At 73.9% G+C, this 24,179-nt stretch carries 18 protein-coding genes; 7 read left to right on the top strand and 11 right to left on the bottom strand.

Annotation, left to right across the window (positions count from 1 at the left end; genetic code table 11):
• Positions 1–190 precede the first annotated feature (190 nt).
• The 3 genes from ABD954_RS01665 to ABD954_RS01655 all read left to right on the top strand — a co-directional run bounded on the left by ABD954_RS01665 (position 191) and on the right by ABD954_RS01655 (position 4,335).
• Positions 191–571 (top strand): hypothetical protein, encoded by a 381-nt coding sequence (locus ABD954_RS01665; RefSeq protein ID WP_345492649.1) that lies wholly within the window; start codon positions 191–193, stop codon positions 569–571.
• Positions 568–3,375 (top strand): TIM-barrel domain-containing protein, encoded by a 2,808-nt coding sequence (locus ABD954_RS01660; RefSeq protein WP_345491891.1) that lies wholly within the window; start codon positions 568–570, stop codon positions 3,373–3,375. The genes ABD954_RS01665 and ABD954_RS01660 overlap by 4 nt, the downstream gene beginning before the upstream one ends.
• A gap of 165 nt (positions 3,376–3,540) precedes the next feature.
• Entirely contained in the window at positions 3,541–4,335 is a 795-nt protein-coding gene (locus tag ABD954_RS01655) for a polysaccharide deacetylase family protein (RefSeq protein ID WP_345483908.1), read from the top strand.
• Positions 4,336–4,339: 4 nt separating this feature from the next.
• On the opposite strand, the gene ABD954_RS01650 is transcribed toward ABD954_RS01655, so the two are convergent.
• Together ABD954_RS01650 and ABD954_RS01645 are read right to left on the bottom strand one after the other, a co-directional pair.
• Positions 4,340–4,537 carry a ferredoxin gene (locus tag ABD954_RS01650; RefSeq protein WP_345483907.1) on the bottom strand — a complete coding sequence of 66 codons (198 nt, stop codon included), beginning with the start codon at positions 4,535–4,537 and terminating at the stop codon, positions 4,340–4,342.
• 7 nt (positions 4,538–4,544) lie between these two features.
• Positions 4,545–5,774, bottom strand: a complete 1,230-nt coding sequence (locus ABD954_RS01645) for a cytochrome P450 (RefSeq protein ID WP_345483906.1) — start codon at positions 5,772–5,774, stop codon at positions 4,545–4,547.
• A 396-nt stretch (positions 5,775–6,170) separates the two neighbouring features.
• On the opposite strand from ABD954_RS01645, the gene ABD954_RS01640 reads away from it, so the two are divergent.
• On the top strand, positions 6,171–6,779 hold the full coding sequence (locus ABD954_RS01640; RefSeq protein WP_345483905.1) for an SGNH/GDSL hydrolase family protein: 609 nt from the start codon (positions 6,171–6,173) through the stop codon (positions 6,777–6,779).
• A gap of 31 nt (positions 6,780–6,810) precedes the next feature.
• Here the strand turns inward: ABD954_RS01640 and ABD954_RS01635 are convergent, their stop codons facing one another.
• The 4 genes from ABD954_RS01635 to ABD954_RS01620 all read right to left on the bottom strand — a co-directional run bounded on the left by ABD954_RS01635 (position 6,811) and on the right by ABD954_RS01620 (position 14,406).
• Positions 6,811–8,220: an FAD-dependent oxidoreductase gene (locus ABD954_RS01635; protein ID WP_345483904.1), complete on the bottom strand. Its 1,410-nt coding sequence runs from the start codon at positions 8,218–8,220 to the stop codon at positions 6,811–6,813.
• Between the two features lie 54 nt (positions 8,221–8,274).
• Positions 8,275–9,444, bottom strand: coding sequence for a polysaccharide pyruvyl transferase family protein (locus ABD954_RS01630; RefSeq protein WP_345483903.1), 1,170 nt, complete (start codon positions 9,442–9,444; stop codon positions 8,275–8,277).
• Positions 9,445–9,574: 130 nt separating this feature from the next.
• Positions 9,575–12,085: a SpoIIE family protein phosphatase gene (locus tag ABD954_RS01625; RefSeq protein WP_345483902.1), complete on the bottom strand. Its 2,511-nt coding sequence runs from the start codon at positions 12,083–12,085 to the stop codon at positions 9,575–9,577.
• On the bottom strand, positions 12,082–14,406 hold the full coding sequence (locus tag ABD954_RS01620; RefSeq protein WP_345483901.1) for a SpoIIE family protein phosphatase: 2,325 nt from the start codon (positions 14,404–14,406) through the stop codon (positions 12,082–12,084). The genes ABD954_RS01625 and ABD954_RS01620 overlap by 4 nt, the downstream gene beginning before the upstream one ends.
• Positions 14,407–14,983: 577 nt before the next feature.
• On the opposite strand from ABD954_RS01620, the gene ABD954_RS01615 reads away from it, so the two are divergent.
• Entirely contained in the window at positions 14,984–16,078 is a 1,095-nt protein-coding gene (locus ABD954_RS01615) for a globin domain-containing protein (RefSeq protein WP_345483900.1), read from the top strand.
• On the top strand, positions 16,075–16,959 hold the full coding sequence (locus ABD954_RS01610; RefSeq protein ID WP_382746078.1) for a pyridoxamine 5'-phosphate oxidase family protein: 885 nt from the start codon (positions 16,075–16,077) through the stop codon (positions 16,957–16,959). The genes ABD954_RS01615 and ABD954_RS01610 overlap by 4 nt, the downstream gene beginning before the upstream one ends.
• 184 nt (positions 16,960–17,143) lie before the next feature.
• On the opposite strand, the gene ABD954_RS01605 is transcribed toward ABD954_RS01610, so the two are convergent.
• From ABD954_RS01605 to ABD954_RS01590, 4 genes are all read right to left on the bottom strand, one after another.
• On the bottom strand, positions 17,144–17,800 hold the full coding sequence (locus ABD954_RS01605; protein ID WP_345483899.1) for a lysophospholipid acyltransferase family protein: 657 nt from the start codon (positions 17,798–17,800) through the stop codon (positions 17,144–17,146).
• A gap of 182 nt (positions 17,801–17,982) precedes the next feature.
• Positions 17,983–19,596: a pectate lyase family protein gene (locus ABD954_RS01600; protein WP_345483898.1), complete on the bottom strand. Its 1,614-nt coding sequence runs from the start codon at positions 19,594–19,596 to the stop codon at positions 17,983–17,985.
• A gap of 156 nt (positions 19,597–19,752) precedes the next feature.
• On the bottom strand, positions 19,753–20,751 hold the full coding sequence (locus ABD954_RS01595; RefSeq protein WP_345483897.1) for a glutathione S-transferase family protein: 999 nt from the start codon (positions 20,749–20,751) through the stop codon (positions 19,753–19,755).
• Positions 20,741–21,937: a YihY/virulence factor BrkB family protein gene (locus tag ABD954_RS01590; RefSeq protein ID WP_345483896.1), complete on the bottom strand. Its 1,197-nt coding sequence runs from the start codon at positions 21,935–21,937 to the stop codon at positions 20,741–20,743. The genes ABD954_RS01595 and ABD954_RS01590 overlap by 11 nt, the downstream gene beginning before the upstream one ends.
• Before the next feature lie 178 nt (positions 21,938–22,115).
• On the opposite strand from ABD954_RS01590, the gene ABD954_RS01585 reads away from it, so the two are divergent.
• Positions 22,116–23,009, top strand: a complete 894-nt coding sequence (locus ABD954_RS01585) for an SDR family oxidoreductase (RefSeq protein ID WP_345483895.1) — start codon at positions 22,116–22,118, stop codon at positions 23,007–23,009.
• 77 nt (positions 23,010–23,086) lie between these two features.
• Here the strand turns inward: ABD954_RS01585 and ABD954_RS01580 are convergent, their stop codons facing one another.
• Positions 23,087–24,124, bottom strand: coding sequence for a GlxA family transcriptional regulator (locus tag ABD954_RS01580; protein ID WP_345483894.1), 1,038 nt, complete (start codon positions 24,122–24,124; stop codon positions 23,087–23,089).
• Between the last annotated feature and the right edge of the window lie 55 nt (positions 24,125–24,179).

The following is a 24,179-nucleotide window of genomic DNA, read 5'->3' as shown; positions in this document are numbered from 1 at the left end:
CCGCCCCGGGGGCCCGTCAGCCTGCGCTTTCCCGTCTCTCCGTGCAGTCGTCTGCGCATTTCTGATCGAAGAGGACCCGAAACGCGCACTTGACGTCACCCCCCGGCCCTGCTCTCATGACCGGGCACCACGGTCATGGACATGGCAGCGAGTGCCTTCTGTGCGCTCGCCCGGCCGAAAGGCGGCTGCGATGGAACCACGTTCGGGACGGGCCCGCAGGCGGAGCCCCGGCAGAGGCGGCGGGCGGCTCACCGTCCTCGGGGTGGTCGCGGCCCTGGTCGCCGCGCTCCTCTCCCTCGGCGGCCTGGCCGCCCCCGCGGCCGCGGCGAGCGCCGGCAACGTCACCGGCATCACCCAGTCGGGCAGCACCTTCACCATCAGCACGTCCACGGCGGCGAAGGCCCGCGTCGTCGTCGCCCGCCCGGACATCTTCCGGATCTGGCTCTCCCCGCAGGGCACCTTCACCGACGACCCCGCCGGCAAAGCGCTCGCCGTCGACACCGACTTCGGCCCCGTGACCGCCGGCGTCACCGACGCCGGCACCCACTACCGGATCACCACCCGGCCCTGAACATCCGGGTCGACAAGTCCCCGCTGCGCTTCTCCGTCTACCGGGCCGACAACACCACCCTCGTGTGGCAGGAGGCCCAGCCGCTCTCCTGGACCGGAACCCAGACCAGCCAGCGCCTCACCCAGGGCGCCGACGAACAGTTCTACGGTACCGGCCTGCGCCTCGGCGAATGGGCGCTGCGCGGCAAGACCGTGCCCGTCGCCGTCGCCAACACCTGGAAGGAGAACACCAACGCCAGCCCGGCCCCCTTCTACCTGTCCACCAACGGCTACGGCGTGATGCGCAACACCTGGGCTCCGGGCAGCTACTCCTTCGGCGCGCCCGGCACCTTCACCCACGACGAGAGCCGCTTCGACGCCTGGTACTTCGTCGCCGACTCCCTCAAGGGCGTCCTCGACGCGTACACCGACGTCAGCGGAAAGCCGTTCATGGCCCCGATGTGGGGCTTCGAGCTCGGCAACGCCGACTGCTGGAACGCCTCCAACCCCGAGTACAACGGCGACCACGACCGGCCGCGCCACCAGACCACCCCCGACGTGGTCGGCTATGCCGACGACGCCCGCGCCGCCGACATGCCCTCCGGCTGGTTCCTGCCCAACGACGGCTACGGCTGCGGCTACACCGCACCCCTCAAGAGCACCGTCGACGCACTGAAGGCCAGGGGCTTCCAGACCGGCCTGTGGACCTCCACCGGCCTCGCGGACATCGGCCAGGAGGTCGGCACCGCCGGCACCCGAGGCGTCAAGACGGACGTCGCGTGGATCGGCTCCGGCTACAAGTACGCCTTCGACGGCGTGCAGCAGGCCGTGGACGGCATCGAGAAGAACTCCGACGCCCGCCGCTACGTGTGGACCGTCGACGGCTGGGCCGGCACCCAGCGCAACGCCGTCGTCTGGACCGGCGACACCTCCGGCACCTGGGACGCCATGCGCTGGCACGTCCCCGCCATCACGGGCGCCGGCCTGTCCGGCCTCAACTACGCCTCCGGCGACGTCGACGGCATCTTCGGCGGCAGCCCGAAGACGTACGTCCGCGACCTCCAGTGGAAGGCGTTCACCCCGGCCTTCATGACCATGTCCGGCTGGGGTCCCGCCAACCCCTCGGCCGGCTACCAGGACAAGCAGCCCTGGCGGTTCCCCGACCCGTACCTCTCCATCAACCGCAAATACCTGAAGCTCAAGATGCGGCTGATGCCCTACCTGTACTCGATGAGCCGCGTCGCCCACGAGACCGGCGTGCCCTCCACCCGGGCCATGGTCCTCGAACACCCCGACGACCCCGTCGCCCGCGGCAACCTGACCAGCGGCCAGTTCCTGTCCGGCGACTCCTTCCTCGTCGCCCCCGTCGTCTCCGACACCACCACCCGCGACGGCATCTACCTGCCGGCCGGCACCTGGACTGACTACTGGACGGGGAAGACCTACAGCGGACCGGGCTGGCTCAACGGCTACGCCGCCCCGCTCGACACCCTCCCGCTCTTCGTCAAGGGCGGCGGCATCGTGCCGATGTGGCCGCAGATGAACCACACCGGTGAGAAGCCCGTCTCCACCCTCACCTACGACGTGTACCCGCGCGGCTCGTCCGCCTTCACCCTCTACGAGGACGACGGCATCACCCGCCAGTACCGGACCGGCGCCTACGCCAAGCAGCAGGTGGACGTCACCGCCCCGGCCGCCGGCACCGGTGACGTGCGCATCGCCGTCGGCGCGAGCACCGGAGCGTACGCGGGAAAGCCCGCCTCGCGCGGCTACGAGTTCACCGTCCACGCGGCCGGGGCTCCCCGCGCCGTCACCGTCGACGGCACGACCCTGCCGGCGCTCACGTCCAAGGCGGCGTACGACACCGCCGCCACCGGCTGGTACTTCGACGCCGCCGACCGCTCCGGCACCCTGTGGGTCAAGACCGGCGCGAAGTCCGGCGCCTTCACGGTCACCGCCTCCGGGGTCACCCTGCTCCCGAGCGCACCCGTCCCCGGCACCTCCGGCACACCGGTCCCCAAGGCCGGATGGAAGGTCGTCCGCGCCGACAGCCAGGAGACCTCCGCGGAGAACGGCGCGGCGGTCAACGCCATCGACGGCGACCCGGCCACGCAGTGGCACACCGCCTACTCCGGCACCGCCGCACCGCTGCCGCACGAGATCCAGATCGACCTCGGCGCCCGCTACGACATCGACGGCGTCCGCTACCTCCCCCGCCAGGACGGCGGGGTCAACGGCCGCGTCGGCACCTACGAGGTGTACGTCTCGGAGACCACGAGCGACTGGGGCAGCCCCGTCGCCACGGGCACCTTCGCCGACACCGCCACCGAGAAGACGGTCACCACGGCCGCGAAACGCGGCCGCTACCTGAAGCTGCGGGCGCTCACGGAGGCCGGCGGCCGCGGCCCCTGGACCAGCGCGGCCGAGATCTCCGCCCTGGGCACGGCCGTCCCCCTCCCGACCGGCGCGACCCTGGTCAACGGCGCGTCGGCCAGCTGCGTCGACCTGCCGTACGGCGCCACCACTCCGGGGACCGAACCGGCCCTCTACACCTGTCACGGCGGGGCGAACCAGCGGTGGACGTTCACCTCCGCCGGCACCCTCACCGGCAAGGACGGCGTCTGCCTCGACGGTTCGGCGAACCCCGTCACGGTCCGGGCGTGCGACGGCTCCGCGGCACAGCAGTGGCGGCTCGGCCCCGAGCTGTCGGTGACCAGCGGCGGCCGCTGCCTCGCCCCGGTCCGCTCCGGAACGGCCGGCGGCACCGAGCTCGAACTCGCCGGCTGCACGGGCGCCGCGGCCCAGCGCTGGACGCCCACGGCCTGAGGCGTACCCCACAAGGCTCCGGCCGGGCCCCCGGCCGGAGCCGTCACTTGATACGGGGGAGCGTGAACGGCAGCACGTCAAGACCCGGAAGAGTGAACCTTCCCCCGGTGAATTCCGTCCTCTGGTGGAGAAAGACGGTCAAGAACCTGCGGGGAGTGGGCATCCATGGGGCTGAAGGGCACGTACACCGCGCACATAGCCGTGGCGGCTTCGGCGGTCGGACTCGGCGTGGCCGTGTGGGGCGCCGCCGTCCTGACGGACACCGAGGCGGCCGCCGGAAACGCGGCGAGGCCCACGCGGCACGCCCCGGCGGAACGCGCTCCGGAGCCCGGGGCGCCGCCGGTGAAGATGCCCGAGAGCATCGCGCACGCCGCCGAGAAGGGCGGGAACGCCGTGAACATCACCATCGACGACGGCCCCGACCCCCGCTGGACGCCCAAGGTGCTCGACGTCCTCGAGCAGAACGACGTCAAGGCCGTCTTCTGCATGGTCGGCCCGCAGGCCGCGCGGTACCCGGAGCTGGTCCGGCGGGTCGTCGCCGAGGGTCACCGGCTCTGCGACCACACCGTCTCCCACGACACGACCATGGACAAGAAGCCCGTCGCCTACCAGAAGCAGCAGATCCTCCAGGGCAAGAAGATGATCGAGGACGCGGCCGGCGGGGCGAAGGTCGAGTACTACCGGGCCCCCGGCGGCGCGTTCACCCCCGACAGCCGGCGGATCGCCGCCGCGGCGGGCATGCGGCCGCTCGGCTGGAACGTCGACACGAAGGACTTCCACCGGCCCGGCACGGACGCGATCGTGAACACGGTCCGGTCCGAGCTGTCCAACGGGCCGACCATCCTCTTCCACGACGGCGGCGGCGACCGCCGTCAGACGGTGGCCGCCCTCAGGCAGGTGCTGCCCTGGCTCAAGGACCAGGGCCGCTCCTTCAGTTTCCCCGTGCGGACGGCACCCTGACGCCTCACGGCCCGGTGAGGGTGATGGCGGCCGCCGGGCACACCCCGGCGGCGACGCGGACCGCGGCCCGCAGGTCCGCCGCCGGCCGGGCGTCGAGGACGAGGACGAGTCCGTCGTCCTCGTCCTGGTCGAAGACCGCGGGGGCGGTCAGGGCGCACATCCCGGCACCGAGGCAGCGGCCGCGGTCGACACGGACGTCCATCGCGGAATCAGACCTCGTCCCAGGTGACCGGCAGCCGGTGCACCCCGTAGATGCTCATGTCCGTGCGCAGCGGCACGTCCTCGGCCGGCCCGGCGAGCCGCAGGGTGGGGAAGCGCCGCAGCAGGGCGGGCAGCGCCACCGTCAGCTCCACGCGGGCCAGTTGCTGGCCGAGGCACTGGTGGATGCCGTGCCCGAAGCCCAGGTGCCCCGTGGCCTTGCGGCGCAGGTCGAGGACGTCGGGATCGGGGAACCGTTCCGGGTCCCGGTTGGCGGCCTCGAAGGAGAGGGTGACGCTCTCGCCCGCCCGGATCAGCCGACCCTCCAGCTCGATGTCCTCGAGCGCCGACTTCACGCCGGTGTGGGCGACCGTCAGATAGCGCATCAGCTCCTCGACGGCCTGCGGCGCGAGGTCCGGGTCGGTGCGCAGCGCCTCGGCCTGGTCGGGGTTGCACAGCAGCGCGAAGGTGCCGTGGGCGATCATGTTCGCGGTGGTGTCGAGCCCGGCGGCGAGCAGGAAGCCGCCGACGCCGACCAGTTCCTCGTCGGTGAGGTCGGACTCCCGGGCCAGGTCGCCCAGCAGGTCGTCGGAGTCCTCGGCCTTCCCGGTGCGCTTGGCCGCGACCAGCTCGGCCATGTACTCCTGGAGCCCCGCGAAGGCGGCGTACCGGTCCTCGGGCGTCACGTCCATGGCCATCAGGGTGTGGGCGTGGCCCTGGAAGCGGTCCCGGTCGCCGTAGGGGACGCCCAGCAACTCGCAGATCATCAGCGCGGGCAGGGGCCGTGCGAACGCCTCCACCAGATCGGTGCCGGGCCCCCGGCGTTCCATCGCGTCGAGGTGCTCGGCGGTGATCTCCTCCACGCGTGCGGTGAGCAGACGCATCCGGCGGACGGTGAACCTGCCCGCGAGGAGCCGCCGGAAGCGGGTGTGCTCGGGCGCGTCCATGCCGGTCATGTCGCCGACCGGCGCGGGCGGGAGCGGGCCCTCGGGGGCGCCGGGGAAGGGGTGGTGCATCAGCTCGTAGCGGGAGCTGAAGCGCGGGTCGCCCATGATGGCGCGGATCGTGGCGTGTCCGGTGGCCAGCCAGCCGACGTGCCCGTCGGGGTACGTCATCCGGGCCAGCGGCCGCTGTCCGCGCAGCTCCGCGAGGCCGGCGGGCGGGTCGAAGGGGCAGCCGGCGGCGCGCCGGGTGGGCAGCGTGACCGGCTCGGCGGGGTGGGACGCGTGTTCGTGCTGCACGGTGTCCTCCGTAGGAGAGGTGAGAGGGCGTAAGAGCTCGGCCGTGGTGCCACTGGTGCCAGCGATGGCGCCATGTCGGCCGCGCGGTCGCATCGCTAGGGAATGCGGAAGAAGCGGAAGGTTTTCGGAGGGATCCTCAGGGGAGGGGTGGCCGTCCAATGCCCTCACGATGACACCACTATGGCGCCACTGCAAGTCAATGTGATGCCAAAGTGAGTCGATCTGGCTCCGACTGGCGTGATCTGGCGCCCAAACCGCCCCCCGGCCCGCCCGCGCGCCGTGTTCGCACGCCCCAGCCCCTCTGTTGCGGCAAAGATCTTGAGAGGGCACCATGACCCACCGACCGGCCACCGCGCTCACAGGGACGCGAGCGACCGGCCACGGAAGGGACACACCATGATCCGGCTCGCGGACGGCCCCATGACCTGGGTGGCGACCGGGGACAGCATCACGCAGGGCGTGCTGCACACCCACGGCGCCCGAAGCTGGGTGGAGCACCTGCAGGAACGCGTCCGGTGGCAGCTCGACCGGCTCACCGACATCGTGATCAACACCGGAGTCTCCGCCTGGGGAGCGGCCGACGTGCTCGCCGCGCACGACCGGCTGATCGGCCGGTTCCAGCCCGACGTGCTGTCCGTCTCGCTCGGCACCAACGACTGCCTCGCCGGCACCGGGGGACTGCCCGCGTTCCACGACGCGATGCGCCGGATCGTCGCGGCGGCCGGGCCGCGCACACAGCTCGTCCTGCACACGCCCGTGCTGGTCAGCGCCTCCGGCCGGGAGCGCCGCGCCGCGCTGCCCGACTACTGCCAGGCCGTACGCGAGATCGCGCGGGACACCGGCGCGCTGCTGGTCGACCACGAAGCCTACTGGCGGGAACACTTCGGGACCGACGACCCGATCCCCTGGCTCGACGACCCGGCGCACCCCAACGCCGTCGGCCACCTGCGGATGGCGAACCACACCCTGCGCGTCCTCGGCCTCGGAGAACTGGACGCCCTCTGACCCGACGGTGCCCGTCCGCGCCCGCCCCGGCTCACCGCAGACTGGCGCCCTGCGCGCGCAGCTCCCGCCGCACGGCCTCGGCCGGGATCTCGCGCGGCAGCCGGCCACCGGCCGAGGCGAGGGCCGCGCAGACCCCGGCTGCCTGCCCCGTCGCCATCGAGATGGGCATCACGCGGTACGAGGAGTGGGCCACGTGGTCCCCCGAGATGCAGCGGCCCGCGACCAGGACCCGGTCCACGCCCCTCGGGATCAGACAGCGCAGCGGGATGTCGTACGACGCGCCGCGTGGCAGCCGCCGCAGCGTGGTGCCGCGACCGCTCGGGTTGTGGATGTCCACGGGATAGGCGCCGCGGGCGACGGCGTCGTCGAACGCGCGCGCCGTCAGCACGTCCTCCCCGGTGAGCTCGTACTCCCCGAGGATCCGGCGCGTCTCGCGGACCCCCACCTGCACGCCGCTCTGCACCACGTACGACGACCCGAAGCCGGGCACCCGTCCGCGCAGGAAGCGCGCGATCTGCTCCATCTGACGGTGGGCCGTGAACTCCGCCTGCGTCAGGTCCCAGACGCTGGTGCCCAGCACCTCGGTGACCCGGGTCGAGTTCACCGCGACCTCGCCGTCGTTCGGCGTGGCGAAGAAGAGCATGTCCTCACGGTGGAGGTCCAGCTCGCCGGCGTCGGTCGCCTCGCGGACCAGGTCCCACAACCCGTGCACGCCCTTCCACTGGTCCGGGTGGGTCCGGGCGTAGTCGGAGAACTCCTCGTGGTCGAAGCGGACCATGCGGAACATCAGCGTCATGGGCTGCGTCCAGCCGTCCTCCGGGCGCCCGATGTCGTACGCCGCCCCGGCCGCCGCGGCGATGTCGCCGTCGCCGGTGCAGTCGACGATCACGTCGGCGTCGATGACCAGCGGACCGGACTTCGTCTCGAACACCGCACGCGCCCGGTCCGGCAGCGGGACCACGCCGGAGGCGAAGGCGTGCAGCAGGGTGCGCACCTCATGGGTCTCCAGCAGGTCGTACGCCACCAGCTTGAACAGCTCGGCGTCGAAGGGCACCGTGTAGCCGGTCTCCACCGAGGGCCGGATCGCCGCACCGGCGTCCACCAGCCGTTCGAGCAGCATCCGCAGGACGCCGCCGACGACCGGCTCGCCCTCGCCGTGGTCGGGCGGCAGCAGCCGTGAGGCGTCCCCGACGACGGCCTGCTTCACCTCGTTGTGGAAGCTCATCAGCGGCATGACGAGCGCGGCCGTGGCGTTGCCGCCGAGGAAGCCGTACCGCTCGACGAGGATCACCTCGGCGCCCGCGTTCGCGGCACCGACCGCCGCACCCAGGCCCGCGGGCCCGCCGCCGACGACCAGCACCTGCGTGGAACCCGCGTGCAGGCCCGTACGCGCGGGCAGCTCCACGTGCCGCGGGACTCGGGGCCGGCGCAGATAGGTCACGTGATCTCCGGGAGTCGGGAGGGGACGGGACGGCGGGTGGCGGCGCCGTGGGGCTCAGCCGACCGGCGCCAGCGGCGCCGACGGGTCCGCGAGCAGCGGCGGGGGAGCGATCCGGTCGAGGTAGGCCAGGAAGCGTTCGGCCGTCTCGTCCGCCCGCAGCCGGAGAGCCGCCGTCCGGGCTGCCGTCTCCGCCAGCCGCGCCGGCCGCTCGTCCCACAGGCGGTCCACCTCGGCCAGGAGCAGACCGACGTTCTCGCGCACCACGCCCCGCAGGGCGGGCGCTCCGACCTGCGTCGCGAAGTCGAAGACCTTGCCGGCGTACGGCAGCGGAAGCAGCGGGACCCCGGACAGCGCGGCGAAGATCAGGAAGTGCAGCCGCATGCCGATGGCCAGATCCAGCTGCTTGACGATGTCGAGGACCTGCTGCGGCCGGGAGGCACCCCGCAGGACCGTGCACGCCCCCGCGTCCGCCATGTGCGAGGCCACGGCGTGCGCGTGCCGGATGTCGTCGCGCTCCATCGGCACGAAGACGACATGGGCGTCGAGCCGGTTGACGAGGAAGTCGCCGACATGGGCGAGGAGTTGGTGGTACCCCTCCTCGTCGAGGTGCTCGGCGGCACGGCCCGGCTCCCGCACGCTCATGCCCACCAGCCGCACTCCGGTCGGCACGGCCTCGGCCCGCAGCAGCTCCGCACCGCCGTCCCCAGGCCGCAGCAGCAGCGCCGGATCGGCGGTGACGGTGATGTGACGCTCCAGACCGGCCTCTTCGAGGACCACCTTCGACTCCTCGTCGCGGACCGTCACCTCGACCGCGTCCGCGAGGGTCGTGCGGACCCAGTTGCAGTCGACCTCGTCCGTGAGCGGACCGGCGCCCACCGCGTACGTGAAGACGGGGACCCCGTACGCCTGGGCGGTGCGCACCAGCCGCAGATAGCGGCGGGCCTCGGTGTTGTAGAGGATGCCGCCGCCGCCGAGCACGAGCACGTCGAGGCGCCGCAGGTGCTCGGAGGTCCGTTCTCTCGGCAGACCCTCCCAGCCCACCACCTCGACGTCCGGGCAGACGCCTCGGCTGTAGTCCGGGTTGCGGGAGAACATCACGATCCGGACATCCGGTCGTGCCGCCCGCAGGCGGTCCAGCATGGCGGTGAGGATCGCCTCGTCGCCCACGTTCCGTCCACCGTAGGAACCCAGCACTCCCACGGTGACTGTGCTGTCTTCGCCCATGATCGCCTCTCGTGACCGGTGCGCGTACTCCTACACCAGTTCACCCCATCACGGGATTTACGCATCTCGGGACGCCGCCTTCTCGCCCCGGGATCGTCGCGGGCCTCCGCCCGGCAGCCGGTCGCGCGGCTCACGCCTCGGGCGACGGGAACTCCTGCTCCGCCCAGATGGTCTTGCCGCTGCGGCTGTAGCGGCTGCCCCAGCGGGTGGTCAGCTGCGCCACCAGGTACAGGCCGCGGCCGCCCTCGTCGGTCAGGCGCGCCCGGCGCATCCGGGGATGGGTGGCGCTCGGGTCGGAGACCTCGCAGATGAGCCGGCCGGCGCGGATCAGCCGTACCTCGATCGGCCCTCCGGCGTACCGGACCGCGTTGGTCACCAGTTCGCTCAGTACCAGTTCGGTGGTGAACACCAGGTCGTCGAGACCCCACGCGTGCAGCCGCGCCGTGGCCGCCTCCCGCACGGTGCCGACCGCCGCCGGGTCGGCGTCGATGGTCCAGAAGGCGGTGTCCTCGGCCGGGACGGCGCGGGTACGGGCGAGCAGGAGCGCCACGTCGTCCGCGAGCCCGTCGGCGGGACGGCCCGCCACGATCTCGCGGCCGAGTTCGCGCAGGGGCCGTTCCAGGACGCCCGGGCGGCCCAGATGCGCGGCGAGGCGGGCCATGCCCTCGTCCAGGTCGCCGTCGTGCCCCTCCACGAGTCCGTCGGTGTACAGGGCGAACAGGCTGCCCGGCGCCAGGTCGGTCTCGGTCGACTCGAAGGGCAGCCCGCCGACCCCCAGCGGAGGGCCCGGGTCGACCGGAAGGTACGACACACGGCCCTCCGGGTCGACGACGGCGGGCGGCGGATGGCCCGCGGACGCCACCACACAGCGCAGGGTGACCGGGTCGTAGACCGCGTACACGCAGGTCGCGCCGGTGGGCGAGGAGGCGTGGCGGGCGCCCCAGTCCTCGTCCTCCTCCCGGCCGACCGCTCCGTCCCCGCCGTCACCGGCCGGTCCTTCCCCGTCCTGCCGTCCGCCCCCGCTCTCCCGGTCCTCCCGGTCGGTCTCCTCGGGCTCGGCCAGCAACTGGGCCACCAGGTCGTCCAGATGGGCGAGCAGCTCGTCCGGCTCCAGGTCCAGGTCCGCGAGGGTGCGGACGGCCGTGCGCAGCCTGCCCATGGTGGCGGTGGCCGCGAGGCCGTGGCCCACGACGTCCCCGACCACGAACGCCACCCGCGCCGAGGACAGCGGGATCACGTCGAACCAGTCGCCGCCCACGCCGGTCGTCGTGTCCGCGGGAAGGTACACGCCGGAGGTGGTCGCCCCGACGGTCTCGGTCTGCGTGGGCGGCAGCATGCTGCGCTGGAGCCCCACGGCCGCGCGCCGCTCGCGCGTGAAGCGCCGCGCGTTGTCCAGGGCGAGCGCCGCCCGGTCGGCGATCTCGCGCAGCAGCTCCCGGTCGGCCTGCTCGTACGGACCCCGGGCGGCGTGCCGGCCCACGGACACCCGGCCGAGCACGGTCCCCCGGGCGCACAGGGGCGCCGACATGGTCATCGGATAGCCGCCCGCGTCGGCCGCGGTCCCGCCCCCGGCGTCGGCCCCGGCGTCGAGAGCGGCATCGACGTCATCGGCGTCCGAACCGCCGCCGGTCGCCGGGCGTCCCGCCACGGCGGTCCGGCGCAGCGCCGGCCGCCCGTCCCCGCCGGGGGCCGGTTCCTCGCCCAGGGACACCGCGTCCGCGATCTCGACGACCGCGAGGTCGCAGAGGCCGGGCACGAGCGCGGCGGCCAGTTCCCGGCCCGTGTCCCGGACCGACAGCGATCCGCCGACCCGGGCCGTGGCGTGGTGCAGCAGCGCCAGCCGCTCGCTCGAACGGCGCAGCTCGGTCTCGTCGGTGAACAGGCCGGTGACGCCGAGCACCTGTCCGTCGGGAGCCTGCAGCCGGAACGCCGTGATCGCGATGACGACTCCGCCACCGGGATCCTCGACGGTGCGCAGCAGCTCCTCCGCCCGGATCAGCGGCCGGCCCGTGCGCAGCACCTCCCGCAGCTTCTCCTCGACCGCCGCCGCGTCCCCGGGCCAGAGGAAGTCGCTCAGCCGCCGGCCGCTCAGATCGGAGGGCACGCCCGTGTACGGCAGCAGATGGGTGTTGGTCCGAAGGAGCCGCAGCTCCGGGTCGAACACCGCGAGCCCCACCCGGTCCTGGAGGAACAGCTCCGTGACGAAGGCCTGGTCCTGATGCCAGCGGGCCGCCAGGGACGCCGTGGTGGCCAGGACGAGACACCCCGCCCCTCCTCCCGCACTCCCGCCGCCTTGTGCCGCGCCGCCCGCGGTCCCGCGCGCTCCGCCGCTCCCGGCGTCGCCCCCGTCCAGGGCGAAGGCCCGGAAGACGACGGGCACGTCCTCGCCCCGGCCCGAGCGCAGCACCGCCTCGCCGCCCCCGGCGCCCCGCGCGTACGCCTCCGTCAGCGCCGTCCACGCCGCGGGGTCCGCCAGGAGCAGGCGGGCGGGCAGGCCCACGACCTCGGCGGCGGACCGCCCGAGGAGCGCGGCCGCCTCCGGTGTCCAGGCGCTGATCCGCCCGTGACCGTCCAGGAGGGCCCCGGCCGTGCCCTCCGGGAAGGGCGGGAGGCTGTCCCCGCGGAAGGACGATTCGCTCACGGCGCCCCCTCCTCGTGGCCGTCCGCGCGGCCGTCCGCCTCTGCCGCGCCCTCGGCCCGCCGGAAGTCCGTGCGGTTCCGCGTCCGGTTCCCGGAAGGGTTCCCCGTCCGGCTCTCCGCCCGGTCCTTCGTCCGGTCCTTCGTCCGGCTCTCCGCCCGGTCTGCCGTCCGGTCCTCGGGCCCGCCCGCCCGTTCCCGCCGGTCGGCCTCCCAGGAGCCCCCGGGTTCCGCCCCGGCCTCCGACGGCCCGTGCGCCCGGGCGATCAGCAGGGCCACGTCGTCGTGGTCGTCGGGGCCGCGCAGCGCGCCCAGGAGCAGGTCGCAGGTCTGCTCCAGCGGGAGGGAGGACGACAGGGCGAGCAGGTCCGTCAGGGCCGCGAGCCGGACGTCGATGTCCTGGTCGCGGGTCTCCACCAGGCCGTCGGTGTACAGCACCAGCTCGTCACCCGGGTCGAACGGGATCTCCCGGGTCTCGAAGGGCACGCCGCCGACGCCCAGGGGCGCGCCCGTGGGCAGGTCGAGCAGCCGGGGGGCCCGGCCCGCCGGGACGTGGACCGGCGGCGGGTGGCCGGCGACGGCGACGCGGCAGATCCTCCGCCGCGGGTCGTACACCGCGTACACGCAGGTCGCCATCGCCTCGTCCAGACCGGCGACCGTACGGTCCAGATGGGTCAGCACCACGGCCGGCGGCAGCCCGAGCGCGGCGAGCGTGCGGGCCGCGGTGCGGACCTGGCCCATGGTGGCCGCGGCGTTGATGCCGCTGCCCATCACGTCCCCGACCACCAGGGCCGTCTCGCCGCCCGGGAGCGGGATCGCGTCGAACCAGTCGCCGCCGACCTCGACCGCCGCGGAGGCCGGCTGGTAGCGGTAGGCCGCCTCCAGCCCGTCGAGCCGGGCCGGTCCGTGCGGCAGCAGATGGCGCTGCAGGGCCAGCGCGGCCTGGCTCTGGTGCCGGTACCAGCGGGCGTTGTCGATGGCGACCGCCGCCCGGGCCGCCAGCTCCCCGGCGAGGAGGACGTCGTCCCGGTCGAAGGGCAGCGAGTTGCGGGCCCGCTTGAGGTCGAGCACGCCGAGGACGACGCCCCGGGCGCGCAGCGGGACGGCGAGGTAGGAGTGGACGCCCGCCTGGCGCAGCAGCCGGGCCGCCGAGTCGTCACGGGCGATGCGGGACATGTCGTCGTCGGTGACGCGCTCGACGAGGACCGGGCGACCGGTGCGGGCGCACTGGGTGACCAGCCGCTCGGCGCCGTAACGGGCCGGTTCGCCGACCGGGTCGGCGGCCTCCTGCGCCGGAGTGGGATACGCGGCCTTCACCGCCAGGGCCCGGAACACGGCCGGACCCGACGCCCGCGTCCCGCCGGGATGCGGACCGGCCAGGATGTCCTCCAGGACGTCGACCGCGGCGATGTCGGCGAACTCCGGCACCACCAGGTCCGCCAGCTCATGGGCGGTCAGGTCCAGGTCGAGCGTGGTGCCCACCCGCTCGGATGCGTCGGCGATCACCGCGAGCCGGCGCCTGGCGCGCGCGGCGGCCCGGGCGGCGTGGTGCTGGTCGGTGATGTCCACGACCGAGGCGGCGACCCCGACGACCCGCTGGGCCGTGGTCTCCAGGCGGTACAGCGACATCGACCAGACCTGCTGCCGCCCTCCGGGGCGCAGGGGGCCCTGGACGCTCCGGGAGAGGACGGGAACCCCCGTCTCGAGCACCTCGCGCAGCGCCGACTCCACCACCTCGGCGTCCGGGGTCGGGACCGCCTGGCGGAACGTACGGCCCAGGTGGTCGGCGGCGCCGCGGCCGTCGATCCGTTCCAGCGCCGGGTTGACCAGCACGAACCGGAGGTCCAGGTCCAGCACCGCCAAGCCGATCGGCGAATGGGCGACCAGCCGGGACGACAGGGCGAGGTCCTGCTCCACCCGTCTGACGGTGGCCCCGTCCGTGGCCAGGCCGAGCGCGTAGCGGTGTCCCTGGAAGTCGAGGAGACGGGTGTTGCGGAACTCGACCGGGATCGTACGGCCGTCCTTGTGACGGACCGGGAAGACACCCGCCCACGCGCCGCCGCCCGCCATCACCCGCTCGAACAGGGTCAGCACCCGGTCCCGGTGGCGCTCCTCGACCAGCAGCCGCGCGGCCGGGTGGCCCAGCGCCTCCTGCGCCGTGTATCCGAAGATCGCCTCCGCCTGGGGGCTCCACAGCACGATCCGGCCCGTCGCGTCGAGGACGACGGCGGCCACTCCGAGTACGTCGAGGAGCCCGCCGGGTTCCACGGCGAGCTCACCGTTCGCCGGGTCCGGGCCGGCAGGGGGAAGGGCCGCCGCGCTCATCCTCTCCATCATCGCGCCACGGGAGCGGACCGCCAGTCGTCCCGCGGCTCGACGGCAGATGTGGAGAAGTTCGGGTGACCTCGTGACTTTTCCGTCGTGGAATCCCTCGAAGATCACCCGCCGGACGAGAGTCCTCTCCTGTCCAACTGATCAGTAACCCCAACTGACCAGGGGTAACGCGTGCACCGGCGGCCGGGCGCACGAAAATCCGTCCGTTCGAAAGTCCGATGTATGGTCGGGCCGCCCTGGGACAGGTGGGCGTGAAGGCGAGGCAATTCGAGGCGAGGCACACCGAATGGGAACTCCGACCACTCCGTCGTCCGGCGGAGCAGGCGAAGGCGGGGGCTGGTTCACGCGCAGACCGGCCCAGACATCCGGCGCGGCCTCCCCACCGCGGACGCCCGCGCCTCAGGCGCCCTCTGCCCCGCAGGGGCCGTCCTCGCCTCACGCGCCCTCCGCATCCCGGGCGCCCCGCACCCCCCAGGCGGCGCCCACCGCGCCCACCGCGCCCACGGCGCCCGCGCCGACGGCGGCCGACCGGGCGGACGAGTCGGACGCGGCCCTCCTGCGCCGCACCATGGCCGAGATCGAGCCGATCGCCGACCAGGTCACCTCGTACTTCTACGCCCTGCTGTTCCTGCGCCACCCCGACCTGCGGGAGCTCTTCCCCGCGGCCATGAACACCCAGCGGGACCGCCTCTTCAAGGCGCTGCTCACCGCCGCGACCCACGCGGACGACCCCGCCACCCTGACCACCTACCTCACCCACCTCGGCCGCGGGCACCGGAAGTACGGCACGCGGCCCGAGCACTACCCGGCCGTCGGCGAGGCCCTGATCGGCGCCCTCACCCGTTATGCCGCGGCCGTATGGGGGCCGAGGACCGAGGCCGCGTGGGTCGCCGCGTACACCACGATCTCGCAGATCATGATCGACGCGGCGACCGAGGACGAACTCCGCTCGCCCGCCTGGTGGCAGGCCGAGGTGGTCGCCCACGAGATGCGGACCCCGGACATCGCGGTCGTCACGGTCCGGCCCGACCAGCCCTACCCCTTCCTCGCCGGGCAGTACACCTCCCTGGAGACCCCGTGGTGGCCGCGCGTCTGGCGGCACTACTCCTTCGCCTCCGCGCCCCGCTCCGACGGGCTGCTGTCCTTCCACGTCAAGGCCGTCCCGGCGGGCTGGGTCTCCAACGCCCTCGTGCACCGTGCCCGCCCCGGCGACGTCATCCGGCTCGGTCCGCCGGCCGGCTCCATGACCGTGGACCACAACAGCGACAACGGGCTGCTGTGCCTCGGCGGCGGCACCGGCATCGCCCCCATCAAGGCCCTCGTGGAGGACGTCGCCCGGCACGGCCGCCGCCGCACCGTCGACGTCTTCTACGGCGCCCGCGAGAACGACGGCCTCTACGACATCGAGACCATGCTCCGGCTGCGGCAGTCGCACCCCTGGCTCTCGGTCCGCCCGGTCCTGGACGACGCCCCCGGCGGCCTGCCCTCCGGCGGCCTGCCCGACGCCATCCGCGAGCACGGCCCGTGGCACACCCACGACGCCTATCTGTCCGGCCCGCCCGGAATGATCCGCCGGGGCGTCGAGGCCCTGGTGGGCGTCGGCATCCCCACCCACCGCATACGACACGACTCCCTAGAGGAACTGGCCGGGGCAACGACGTGAGCACTTTCCAGCAGGACCCGAGCACCATCGAACCGACCGGCCACCGGGGGACGGCGCCCCTGCGCACCACCCGCCCGGGCAGCGACGGCGAACACCTCGTGCAGCGGCGCCTGGGCACCACCGAACGCGCCGACCGGTTCTACGCCGAACAGGTCCTCGACCGGCTGAACCCCCGGATGCGCGAGTTCACGGCGCGGCAGGAGATGTTCTTCCTGGCCACCGCCGACCGCCACGGAGCCTGCGACAGCACCTTCCGCGCCGGCCCGCCCGGCTTCCTCCACGTCCTCGACGACACGACGCTCGCCTACCCCGAGTACCGGGGCAACGGCGTCCATGCCAGCCTCGGCAACATCGAGGAGAACCCGCACGTCGGCCTGCTCATGGTGGACTTCCTGCGCGACCGCATCGGCCTCCACGTCAACGGCCGGGCCCGGGTCCTCGCCGACGACGAAATGCGCCGCGTCCACCCCGACGCCGGGCTGCCCGTCGACCCGGTGCCCGGCCGGCGGGCCCTGGTGTGGGTCGAGATCGCCGTCGACGAGGCGTACATCCACTGCGCCAAGCACATCCCCCACCTCCAGAAGGTCCCGGCCCGCAGCGGCCGTTCCTGGGGCACGGACGACGTCAGGCGCAAGGGCGGCGACTTCTTCGGCGCGGCCGCCGAGGCCCCGGAGCGCGGTCCCTTCGTGCCGCCGCCCCGCGCCGACGCGGCGACCTGGCGCGCGGCGGCCGAGACGGTCCTGGCGAGGGCGGACTCCGCGGCGGAGAGCGGGGCGTTCAGCGGCTGGTTCAGCCCCGGCAGCCTCAGTACCGGCCCGAGCCCGCGGGGCCGCGACCCCCGCCCGAGCATCAGCCCCAGCCCCAGCATCAGCCCGAGCTGAGTCGTCCCGGCGGAGCCGGCGGCCCTCCCGCGCGGCGCGCGGCACCGCGGACCTCTCGCACCCGCAGCTGCCGACCCGCACCCGCCGATCCCGCAGCTGCCGACCCGCGCGCGCCGATCCCGCGCGCCGCCGGGTTCCGCGGGCGGGCGCGCCCGGCGCCCGGCTCATCCTGACCGGAAGGGAGTCACGCGGCGGCCGTCCGCGTCAGCCGGTCCACGGCGGTGCGCCACGCGGTCGTCACCGCCGCGTGCGCCTGCGCCGTCCGCGTCGCGCCGTCACCGCGCAGCACGACCGGCGCCCCCACGTGGACGTGCAGTCCGGGCCGCCGCAGCGGTGCGGTGGCGAGCCCGGCCAGCTGCTTGGCCGTGCCGCCCGAGATCACGCGGCGCGCGCCGGCCTGCCCGATCGGGACGACCGGGGCCCCCGTGCGGTGGGTCAGGCGCGCGATGCCGCTGCGGAAGGCTTCCGGCGGCGCCTCACCGGCGTCCCTGCGGCGGGGCAGGCCGCCCTCGGCGTAGATGAGCACGATCCGGCCCCTGCCGAGCGCCGCCGCGGCCAGGTCGAGGGCGTCGGCGGCGCGTTCGCTGCCCCGGTGCACGGGGATGTGGCCCTCGCGCGCGAGCGCCGTGCCGAGCCACGGGACGCGCCACAGGCCGGCCGTCGCCGCGACGACCGGTTCGATGCCGAGGCGGTGCAGCGCGGCGAGGACGATCGCGGGATCGGCGAGCGAGGTGTGGTTGGCGACGACGATGCTGCCGGGGGCGAGCGCGGCCCGGGGATCCGCGGTCACGGTGAGACGGCCCACGGTCGGTACCAGGGCGCGGGCGATGCGGCTGAGCACGTGCTCTCCCCGAGGTCGGCGACGGGATGTCCCCCCATGCTCGGCGCGCCGCCCGGGCCGGTCCTGAGCTCCGCTACTCATCCGCCGCCCGGCACCGTACTCAGCGCCGGGCACCGTCCCCGCCTGCCAAGGGTGTGGTGCGGGCCGGACGTTCCCGGCCCGCACCGTCGGGGAGGCGGCCGTCAGCCGGCGTACGTCTCGAACTCGGCGACCTTCGGGGTGCCGGCCGAGCCGGTGATCTCGAAGGTGACCTTGCTCAGCGAGGTCCGGGGGAAGGTGATCGCGCCCGCGCCCGTGCCGGAGGTGAGGACGGCCCCGGTGTCGGCGTTGACGACCCGCCAGGTCCGGATGGTGCCGGCGGAACCGGCCGCCTCCCGGATGACGAGCGCCGACACGGAGACGGGCGAGCCCCACTTGACGGAGACGGAGCCGGTCGGACCGGCCGGTGACCAGTAGGTGCTCGGGTCGCCGTCGCGTACGTTGCCGTAACTCGTCCCGTCCGCCTTGCTGGAGCCGTCGGAGCCGGCGCCGATGCTCAGGTTGGTACCGGCCGGCGGGGCCGTCGTCGGGGTCGGGGCCGGCGTCGGGCTCGTCCCGGTCGGCGTGGGCGTCGGCGCGGGGGTGGTGACCGTCGCCGTCGCCGTCGGCGCCGGGGTCTGCGGGGTGCAGGAACCGTCCGACACGAGCAGCCCCTTGCCGGCGCCCGCCGTCCGGCTCACGACACCGGGCACGCAGGACGCCGCGTCGAGCGCGTACGGGTACGGGATGCTCACCGTGGTGTTCGAGCGCACGTCCGGTCCGGCCGGCCGGTAGTCCGTCCCCGGCGCCGACCAGGTGACGCCGTCGAAGGTGTTGCCGCTCACCTGCCAGTAACCGGCCGCGGTGGTGTAGAAGGTGCCCAGGACGTCCTTGGAGTCCTCGAAGTAGTTGTGGTCGACCTTGGCGCGGGCCCCGGCACGGGAGTTGATGCCGGACTCGTTGAGCCGCAGGTAGTGGTTGTTGTACATGTGCGCGATGCCGCCGCGCAGCAGGGGAGCGCGGGAGTCGATGTTCTCGTACAGGTTGTGGTGGTAGGTGATGAAGCCGTTGGACAGCTCGGTCTCGCTGGAGCCGACGAGGCCGCCGCGGCCCGAGTTGCGCAGGACGCTGTAGGACAGCGTCACGTACTGGGTGTTGTCCTTCATGTCGAAGAGGCCGTCGTAGCCCTCGGACTCCCCGCCGGACGCCTCCAGGGTGACGTGGTCGACCCAGACGTTGCGGACGTCGCTCTCCATGCCGATGGCGTCGCCGCCGTTGGAGACGGGGGAGCCGGACTTCTTGACGTTCCGGACGGTGACGTTCTGCACGATGATGTTGCTGGCTTCGCGGATGTGGATGCCGAGCTGGTCGAAGACGGCTCCGCCACCGACGCCGACGAGGGTGACGTTGCTGATCTGCTTCAGTTCGATCACGCCGTCGGCGGTGTTGCAGCTGGTGCCGGAGACCTTGGCGGTGTTGGCGTGGTTGATGGTGCCCTCGACCTCGATGACGATCGGGGTGCTGCTGCTGGCCCGGCCGCACAGGGCCGCGTGGATCGCGGTCCCGGTGGTGGCCCGTACGGTGCGGCCGCCCGCGCCGCCGGTCGTGCCGCCGTTCTGGGTGGCGTAGCCGGTGGCGCCTGCCGCGGCCGCCGTGGCTGTGGCGCCGGCCGTGGCGGAGGCCGTGGCCTGGGGCACGGCCACCACCACGCCGGCCACGGCGGCCAGGGCCGTGGCGGCCAGGCCCGCGCAGAGGCGTACTGCGACTGGTCGTCTCATCGTCGTCTCCCGGTTGTCGTCGATGCCGGCCGCCCCGCCGAACGTAGAAAGCGCTTTCTGCGCTGCGCGCCGACGATAGGCCCGACACGGGGAGCTGACAAGGGATACGACACACCGGGGCGGGCGGGAGTCCGTTCCGGGAGCCCGCCGGCCCGCTCAACCGAGCGGCGGCACCCGCTCGGCCGGCGGAGGCGGGCCGGGCGGGCTGCCGTCGCCGAACGGGCGTCCGCCGAGCTGCTCCCGTCCGTGCGGCGAGAGCCAGCCGCGGACGTCCGGGCCGGCCGGCACGATCCCGGTGGGATTGATGGTCTGATGGACCACGTGGTAATGCGCCTTGATCTGCGCGAAGTCGATCGTGTCGCCGAAGCCGGGGGTCTGGAACAGGTCCCGCGCGTACGCCCACAGCGCCGGGAGCTCCGTCAGCTTCTGCCGGTTGCACTTGAAGTGACCGTGGTACACGGCGTCGAAGCGGGCGAGGGTCGGGAAGAGGCGGACATCGGCCTCCGTGAGGGTGTCGCCGACCAGGTAGCGCCGGCCGGCGAGCCGCTCCTCCAGCCAGTCAAGCCGCTGCCACAAGCGCCGGTACGCCTCGTCGTACGCCGCCTGCGTGCGGGCGAAACCGCACGCGTACACCCCGTTGTTGACGTCCCGGTACACCTTCCCGGCCACGTCGTCGATCTCGTCGCGCCACCGCTCCGGGTAGAGGTCCGGCGCCCCCTCCCGCTGGTGCGCCGACCACTGGCTGCCGAGGTCGAGGGTGATCCGCTCGAAGTCGTTGGTGACGACCTCGCCGGTGGGGACGTCGACGATCGCCGGCACGGTGATGCCGTGCGGATAGCCGGGATCGCGCCGCAGGAACGCCTCCCGCAGCCACTCGATGCCCAGCACCGGGTCCCGGCCGCCCGGATCCAGGTGGAAGCACCAGCTGCGCTCGTCGTGCACGGGCCCGGCGATCCCGAGCGACAGCACGTCCTCCAGGCCCATCAGGCGGCGGACGATCGCGGCCCGGTTCGCCCAGGGGCACGCGCGGGCGATGACCAGCCGGTAACGTCCGGGCTCCACGGGAAAGCCGTCCCGACCGTCCGCCGTGATCCGCGTCGTGAGACAGCTCCGGTCGCGCTCGTACGCGCCCCCGCCGTTCCCGTCAGCGCCCATGACCCCGGTCCTTCCCCGCCCGCCCGCGGCCGGCCGGCCCGGCAGGGCGCGTCCGCAGCGTCCGCATGTCCTCCTCGCTCCACGAGCGGGTGTCACGCGGCTCCACGTACGGCTCCTCGTCCGGCGGCATGCCGCCCTCGACCGCCCGCTGGCGCAGCGCCTCCGCGTCGAACTCCAGGCCGAGCAGCACCGCCAGGTTGGTGATCCACAGCCAGATCAGGAAGACGATGACGCCGGCCATCGTCCCGTACGTCTTGTTGTACGAGGCGAACTCGGCGACGTAGAGGGCGAAGCCGGCGGAGGCGGCCATCCAGATCAGCAGGGCCAGGGCGCTGCCCGGAGTGACCCAGCGCCAGCCCCTCACCTTCGCGTTCGGACCCGCCCAGTACAGGAGCGCGATCATCGCGGTCACCAGCACCAGCAGAACCGGCCACTTGGCGATCGACCACACCGTCAGCGCCGTGTCGCCGACCCCCAGCAGATCGCCGACGCGGCGCGCCACGTCGCCGGACAGGACGACGATCAGGGCGCTCGCCGCGGCCATGACCATGAGGGCGGCGGTCAGGGCGAGCCGGATCGGCAGCACCTTCCAGACCGGGCGGCCCTCCGGCAGGTCGAAGACCTGGTTGGCGGCGCGCATGAACGCCCCCACGTAGGCGGAGGCCGACCACAGGGCGAGCACCAGGCCGACCACCGCCATGACGGCCCCGGTGCCCGTACCGCCCTGGAGGTTCTCCACGGCCCGGCCGAGCACGTCGCGGGCCGGTCCGGGCGCCAGCTCCCGCAGGTTGTCCAGGACCCGGTCCGTGGTCGACCGGCCGCTGAGGCCGATCAGCGAGACGAGCACGAGGAGCCCGGGGAACAGGGACAGCACGCCGTAGTAGGTGAGGGCGGCGGCCCGGTCGGACAGTTCGTCGGAGGTGAACTCGCGCAACGACCCCTTGAGCACGGCGGCCCAGGAGTGCCGGGACAGACCGGTCGGCGACTCCGGCGCCCGCTCGTCGACCGCGGGGCCGGGGCCGACGTCCCGCGGATCCGGTGGCGTACGGGGCGGGTCCGCGTCCCCGGCGGCCGCTGCGGGGCCGTCCGGCCCGCGCCCGTGCGGCGCGCGGTCCGGCGCGGGGTGCTCTCGTTCCGTGCCGTCTTCCGGCGAGCGGTCTTCCTGAGGGGGCTTCCGATCGACCATGCCGACGCGGCTACCCGCGTCCGGGAGCCCTACGCGCGGCGCTCCCGCCGGTCGGGCGAAACACGCCAAAAGGGGTGGATGCCGTGCCGGGTCCCGGGTAGTCGACCCCCAGACCCCGGCCGGGGCCCCGATCTCCGGCCGCCGACGGCAAGCGTCCCTCCCCTCGAAGGAGCACCGGATGTCCTCACCCGCAGAGTCCCGCGACCCCGACCCGCAGACGCGCCACCCCCGCCCGCCGCAACCCGAGCAGAACCAGTCCCACCCCGGTACCACCGAGGCCATGGAACCCCGGCCCGACCACGGGGAGGACTCCTACCGCGGAAACGGGCTGCTCGCCGACCGCGCGGCGGTCGTCACGGGCGGGGACTCCGGGATCGGACGGGCCGTCTGCCTGGCGTTCGCGCGCGAGGGCGCGGACGTGGTCTTCACCCACCTGCCCGAGGAGCAGGAGGACGCCGAGGAGACGGCCCGGCTGATCCGCGAGGCGGGCCGCAAGGCGGTGCCCGTCGCCTGCGACATCCGCGACGAGCAGCAGTGCGAGGAGCTGATCGGGACGGCGGTGGGCACCTTCGGCCGCATCGACCTCCTCGTGAACAACGCCGCCTACCAGATGGCGCAGCCCGAGGGCATCGAGGCCATCACCACGGAGCAGTTCGACCGGGTGATGAAGACGAACCTGTACGGCATGTTCTGGCTCACCCGCGCGGCGCTCGCCCACATGCCCCGCGGCGGCAGCGTCATCAACACCACCTCGGTCCAGGGCTACCAGCCCAGTCCGCACCTGCTCGACTACGCGATGACCAAGGCGGCCATCATCTCCTTCACCCACGGCCTGGCCCAGATGGTGGCCGAGCGGGGCATCCGCGTGAACGCGGTCGCGCCCGGACCCGTGTGGACACCGCTGATCCCCGCCACCATGCCGGAGGTGGAGGAGTTCGGGAAGCAGTCACCGCTCGGTCGGGCGGCCCAGCCCGCCGAGATGGCTCCCGCGTACGTCTTCCTGGCCTCCTCCGCGGCCGGCTACATCACCGGAGAGATCGTCAACGCCACGGGCGGCACGCCCCTGCCCTAGGCACGGTGCCGCCCCCCGGGCGTGGGCTCGCCCCCCCCGGGGCGCGGTCTCGGCCCCCGGGGGGACGGCACCTGGCGTCAGCGCGCGCCGGTGCCGAAGGCGCGGCGGTAGGCGGCGGGCGTGATCCCGAACGCGGCCCTCATGTGCGCCCGCAGGGAGTTACCGGAGCCGAGCCCGGAGCGGTGCGCCACCAGGTCGACCGGCAGATCGGTCGTCTCGAGCAGCTGCTTGGCGAGTTCCAGACGCTGCGCCGTGAGCCACTGCACCGGCGTCATGCCGACCTCGTCGCGGAACCGGCGGCTGAAGGAGCGCAGGCTCATCCGGGCGTGCTCGGCGAGCCGGGCGAGGGTGAGCGGTTCCGCGAGGTGTTCGAGGGCCCAGGCGCGGGTGGCGGTGGTGCCGGCCAGGGTGGGCTCCGGGACGGGCCGGTCGATGAACTGGGCCTGGCCGCCGTCCCGCCAGGGCGGGACGACGCACATGCGGGCCGCGCGGTTGGCGGCCGCGGCGCCGTGGTCACGGCGGATCATGTGCAGGCACAGGTCGACGCCCGCCGCGACGCCCGCGGAGGTCAGCACGTCGCCGTCGTCGACGAAGAGCACCTCCTCGTCGACCTTGACCGAGGGGTAGGCCCGGCGGAACTCCGGGGCCAGGTTCCAGTGGGTGGTGGCCGGCCGCCCGTCGAGCAGCCCGGCCGCCGCCAGCACGTACGACCCGGAGCAGATCGAGACGAGCCGGGTGCCCGGCCGGATCCGGGCGATGGCGGCCCCGACCTCGGGCGGCAGCGGACCGCCCCTGCCGAGCTCCGGCATGGCGTGGGTGGGCGGGACGACCACCGTGTCGGCGGCGGCGAGCGCCTCCGGCCCGGCCGCGGGCAGCACGGTGAAACCGGCGTCGCTGAGGACGGGCGCCCCGTCGGCCGTGCAGACGGTGACCTCGTAGAGCGGGCGGCCCTCGGCGTCCGCCGCGCTGCCGAAGACGCGGGAGGGGATGCCGAGTTCGAAGGGCGGCACGCCGGGCAGGGCGAGGACCGCGACGCGGTGGGGCCGGGCCGGGCCGACGTTGCGCCCGTCCCGCTCGTCGTGGGGGAGGGCGGCCGTGACCGGGGGAGCGCTCATGGCCAGATCCTGTCACATGGTGGCCGGACGGCCAATACCGTGCCGGCGCCCCGTG

The organism is Streptomyces roseoviridis (genome assembly GCF_039535235.1).
GTDB classification, from domain to species: domain Bacteria; phylum Actinomycetota; class Actinomycetes; order Streptomycetales; family Streptomycetaceae; genus Streptomyces; species Streptomyces roseoviridis.
This window is presented reverse-complemented; position numbering and strand designations above follow the sequence as displayed.

Bases quoted from the DNA above. Each gene is read 5' to 3' on its own strand.
- ABD954_RS01640 (WP_345483905.1), top strand. From the start codon at position 6,171: ATGATCCGGCTCGCGGACGGCCCCATGACCTGGGTGGCGACCGGGGAC.
- ABD954_RS01650 (WP_345483907.1), bottom strand. From the start codon at position 4,537: ATGGACGTCCGTGTCGACCGCGGCCGCTGCCTCGGTGCCGGGATGTGC.
- ABD954_RS01590 (WP_345483896.1), bottom strand. From the start codon at position 21,937: ATGGTCGATCGGAAGCCCCCTCAGGAAGACCGCTCGCCGGAAGACGGC.
- ABD954_RS01615 (WP_345483900.1), top strand. From the start codon at position 14,984: ATGGCCGAGATCGAGCCGATCGCCGACCAGGTCACCTCGTACTTCTAC.
- ABD954_RS01585 (WP_345483895.1), top strand. From the start codon at position 22,116: ATGTCCTCACCCGCAGAGTCCCGCGACCCCGACCCGCAGACGCGCCAC.
- ABD954_RS01655 (WP_345483908.1), top strand. From the start codon at position 3,541: ATGGGGCTGAAGGGCACGTACACCGCGCACATAGCCGTGGCGGCTTCG.
- ABD954_RS01630 (WP_345483903.1), bottom strand. From the start codon at position 9,444: ATGGGCGAAGACAGCACAGTCACCGTGGGAGTGCTGGGTTCCTACGGT.
- ABD954_RS01665 (WP_345492649.1), top strand. From the start codon at position 191: ATGGAACCACGTTCGGGACGGGCCCGCAGGCGGAGCCCCGGCAGAGGC.
- ABD954_RS01580 (WP_345483894.1), bottom strand. From the start codon at position 24,124: ATGAGCGCTCCCCCGGTCACGGCCGCCCTCCCCCACGACGAGCGGGAC.
- ABD954_RS01620 (WP_345483901.1), bottom strand. From the start codon at position 14,406: ATGAGCGCGGCGGCCCTTCCCCCTGCCGGCCCGGACCCGGCGAACGGT.
- ABD954_RS01595 (WP_345483897.1), bottom strand. From the start codon at position 20,751: ATGGGCGCTGACGGGAACGGCGGGGGCGCGTACGAGCGCGACCGGAGC.
- ABD954_RS01600 (WP_345483898.1), bottom strand. From the start codon at position 19,596: ATGAGACGACCAGTCGCAGTACGCCTCTGCGCGGGCCTGGCCGCCACG.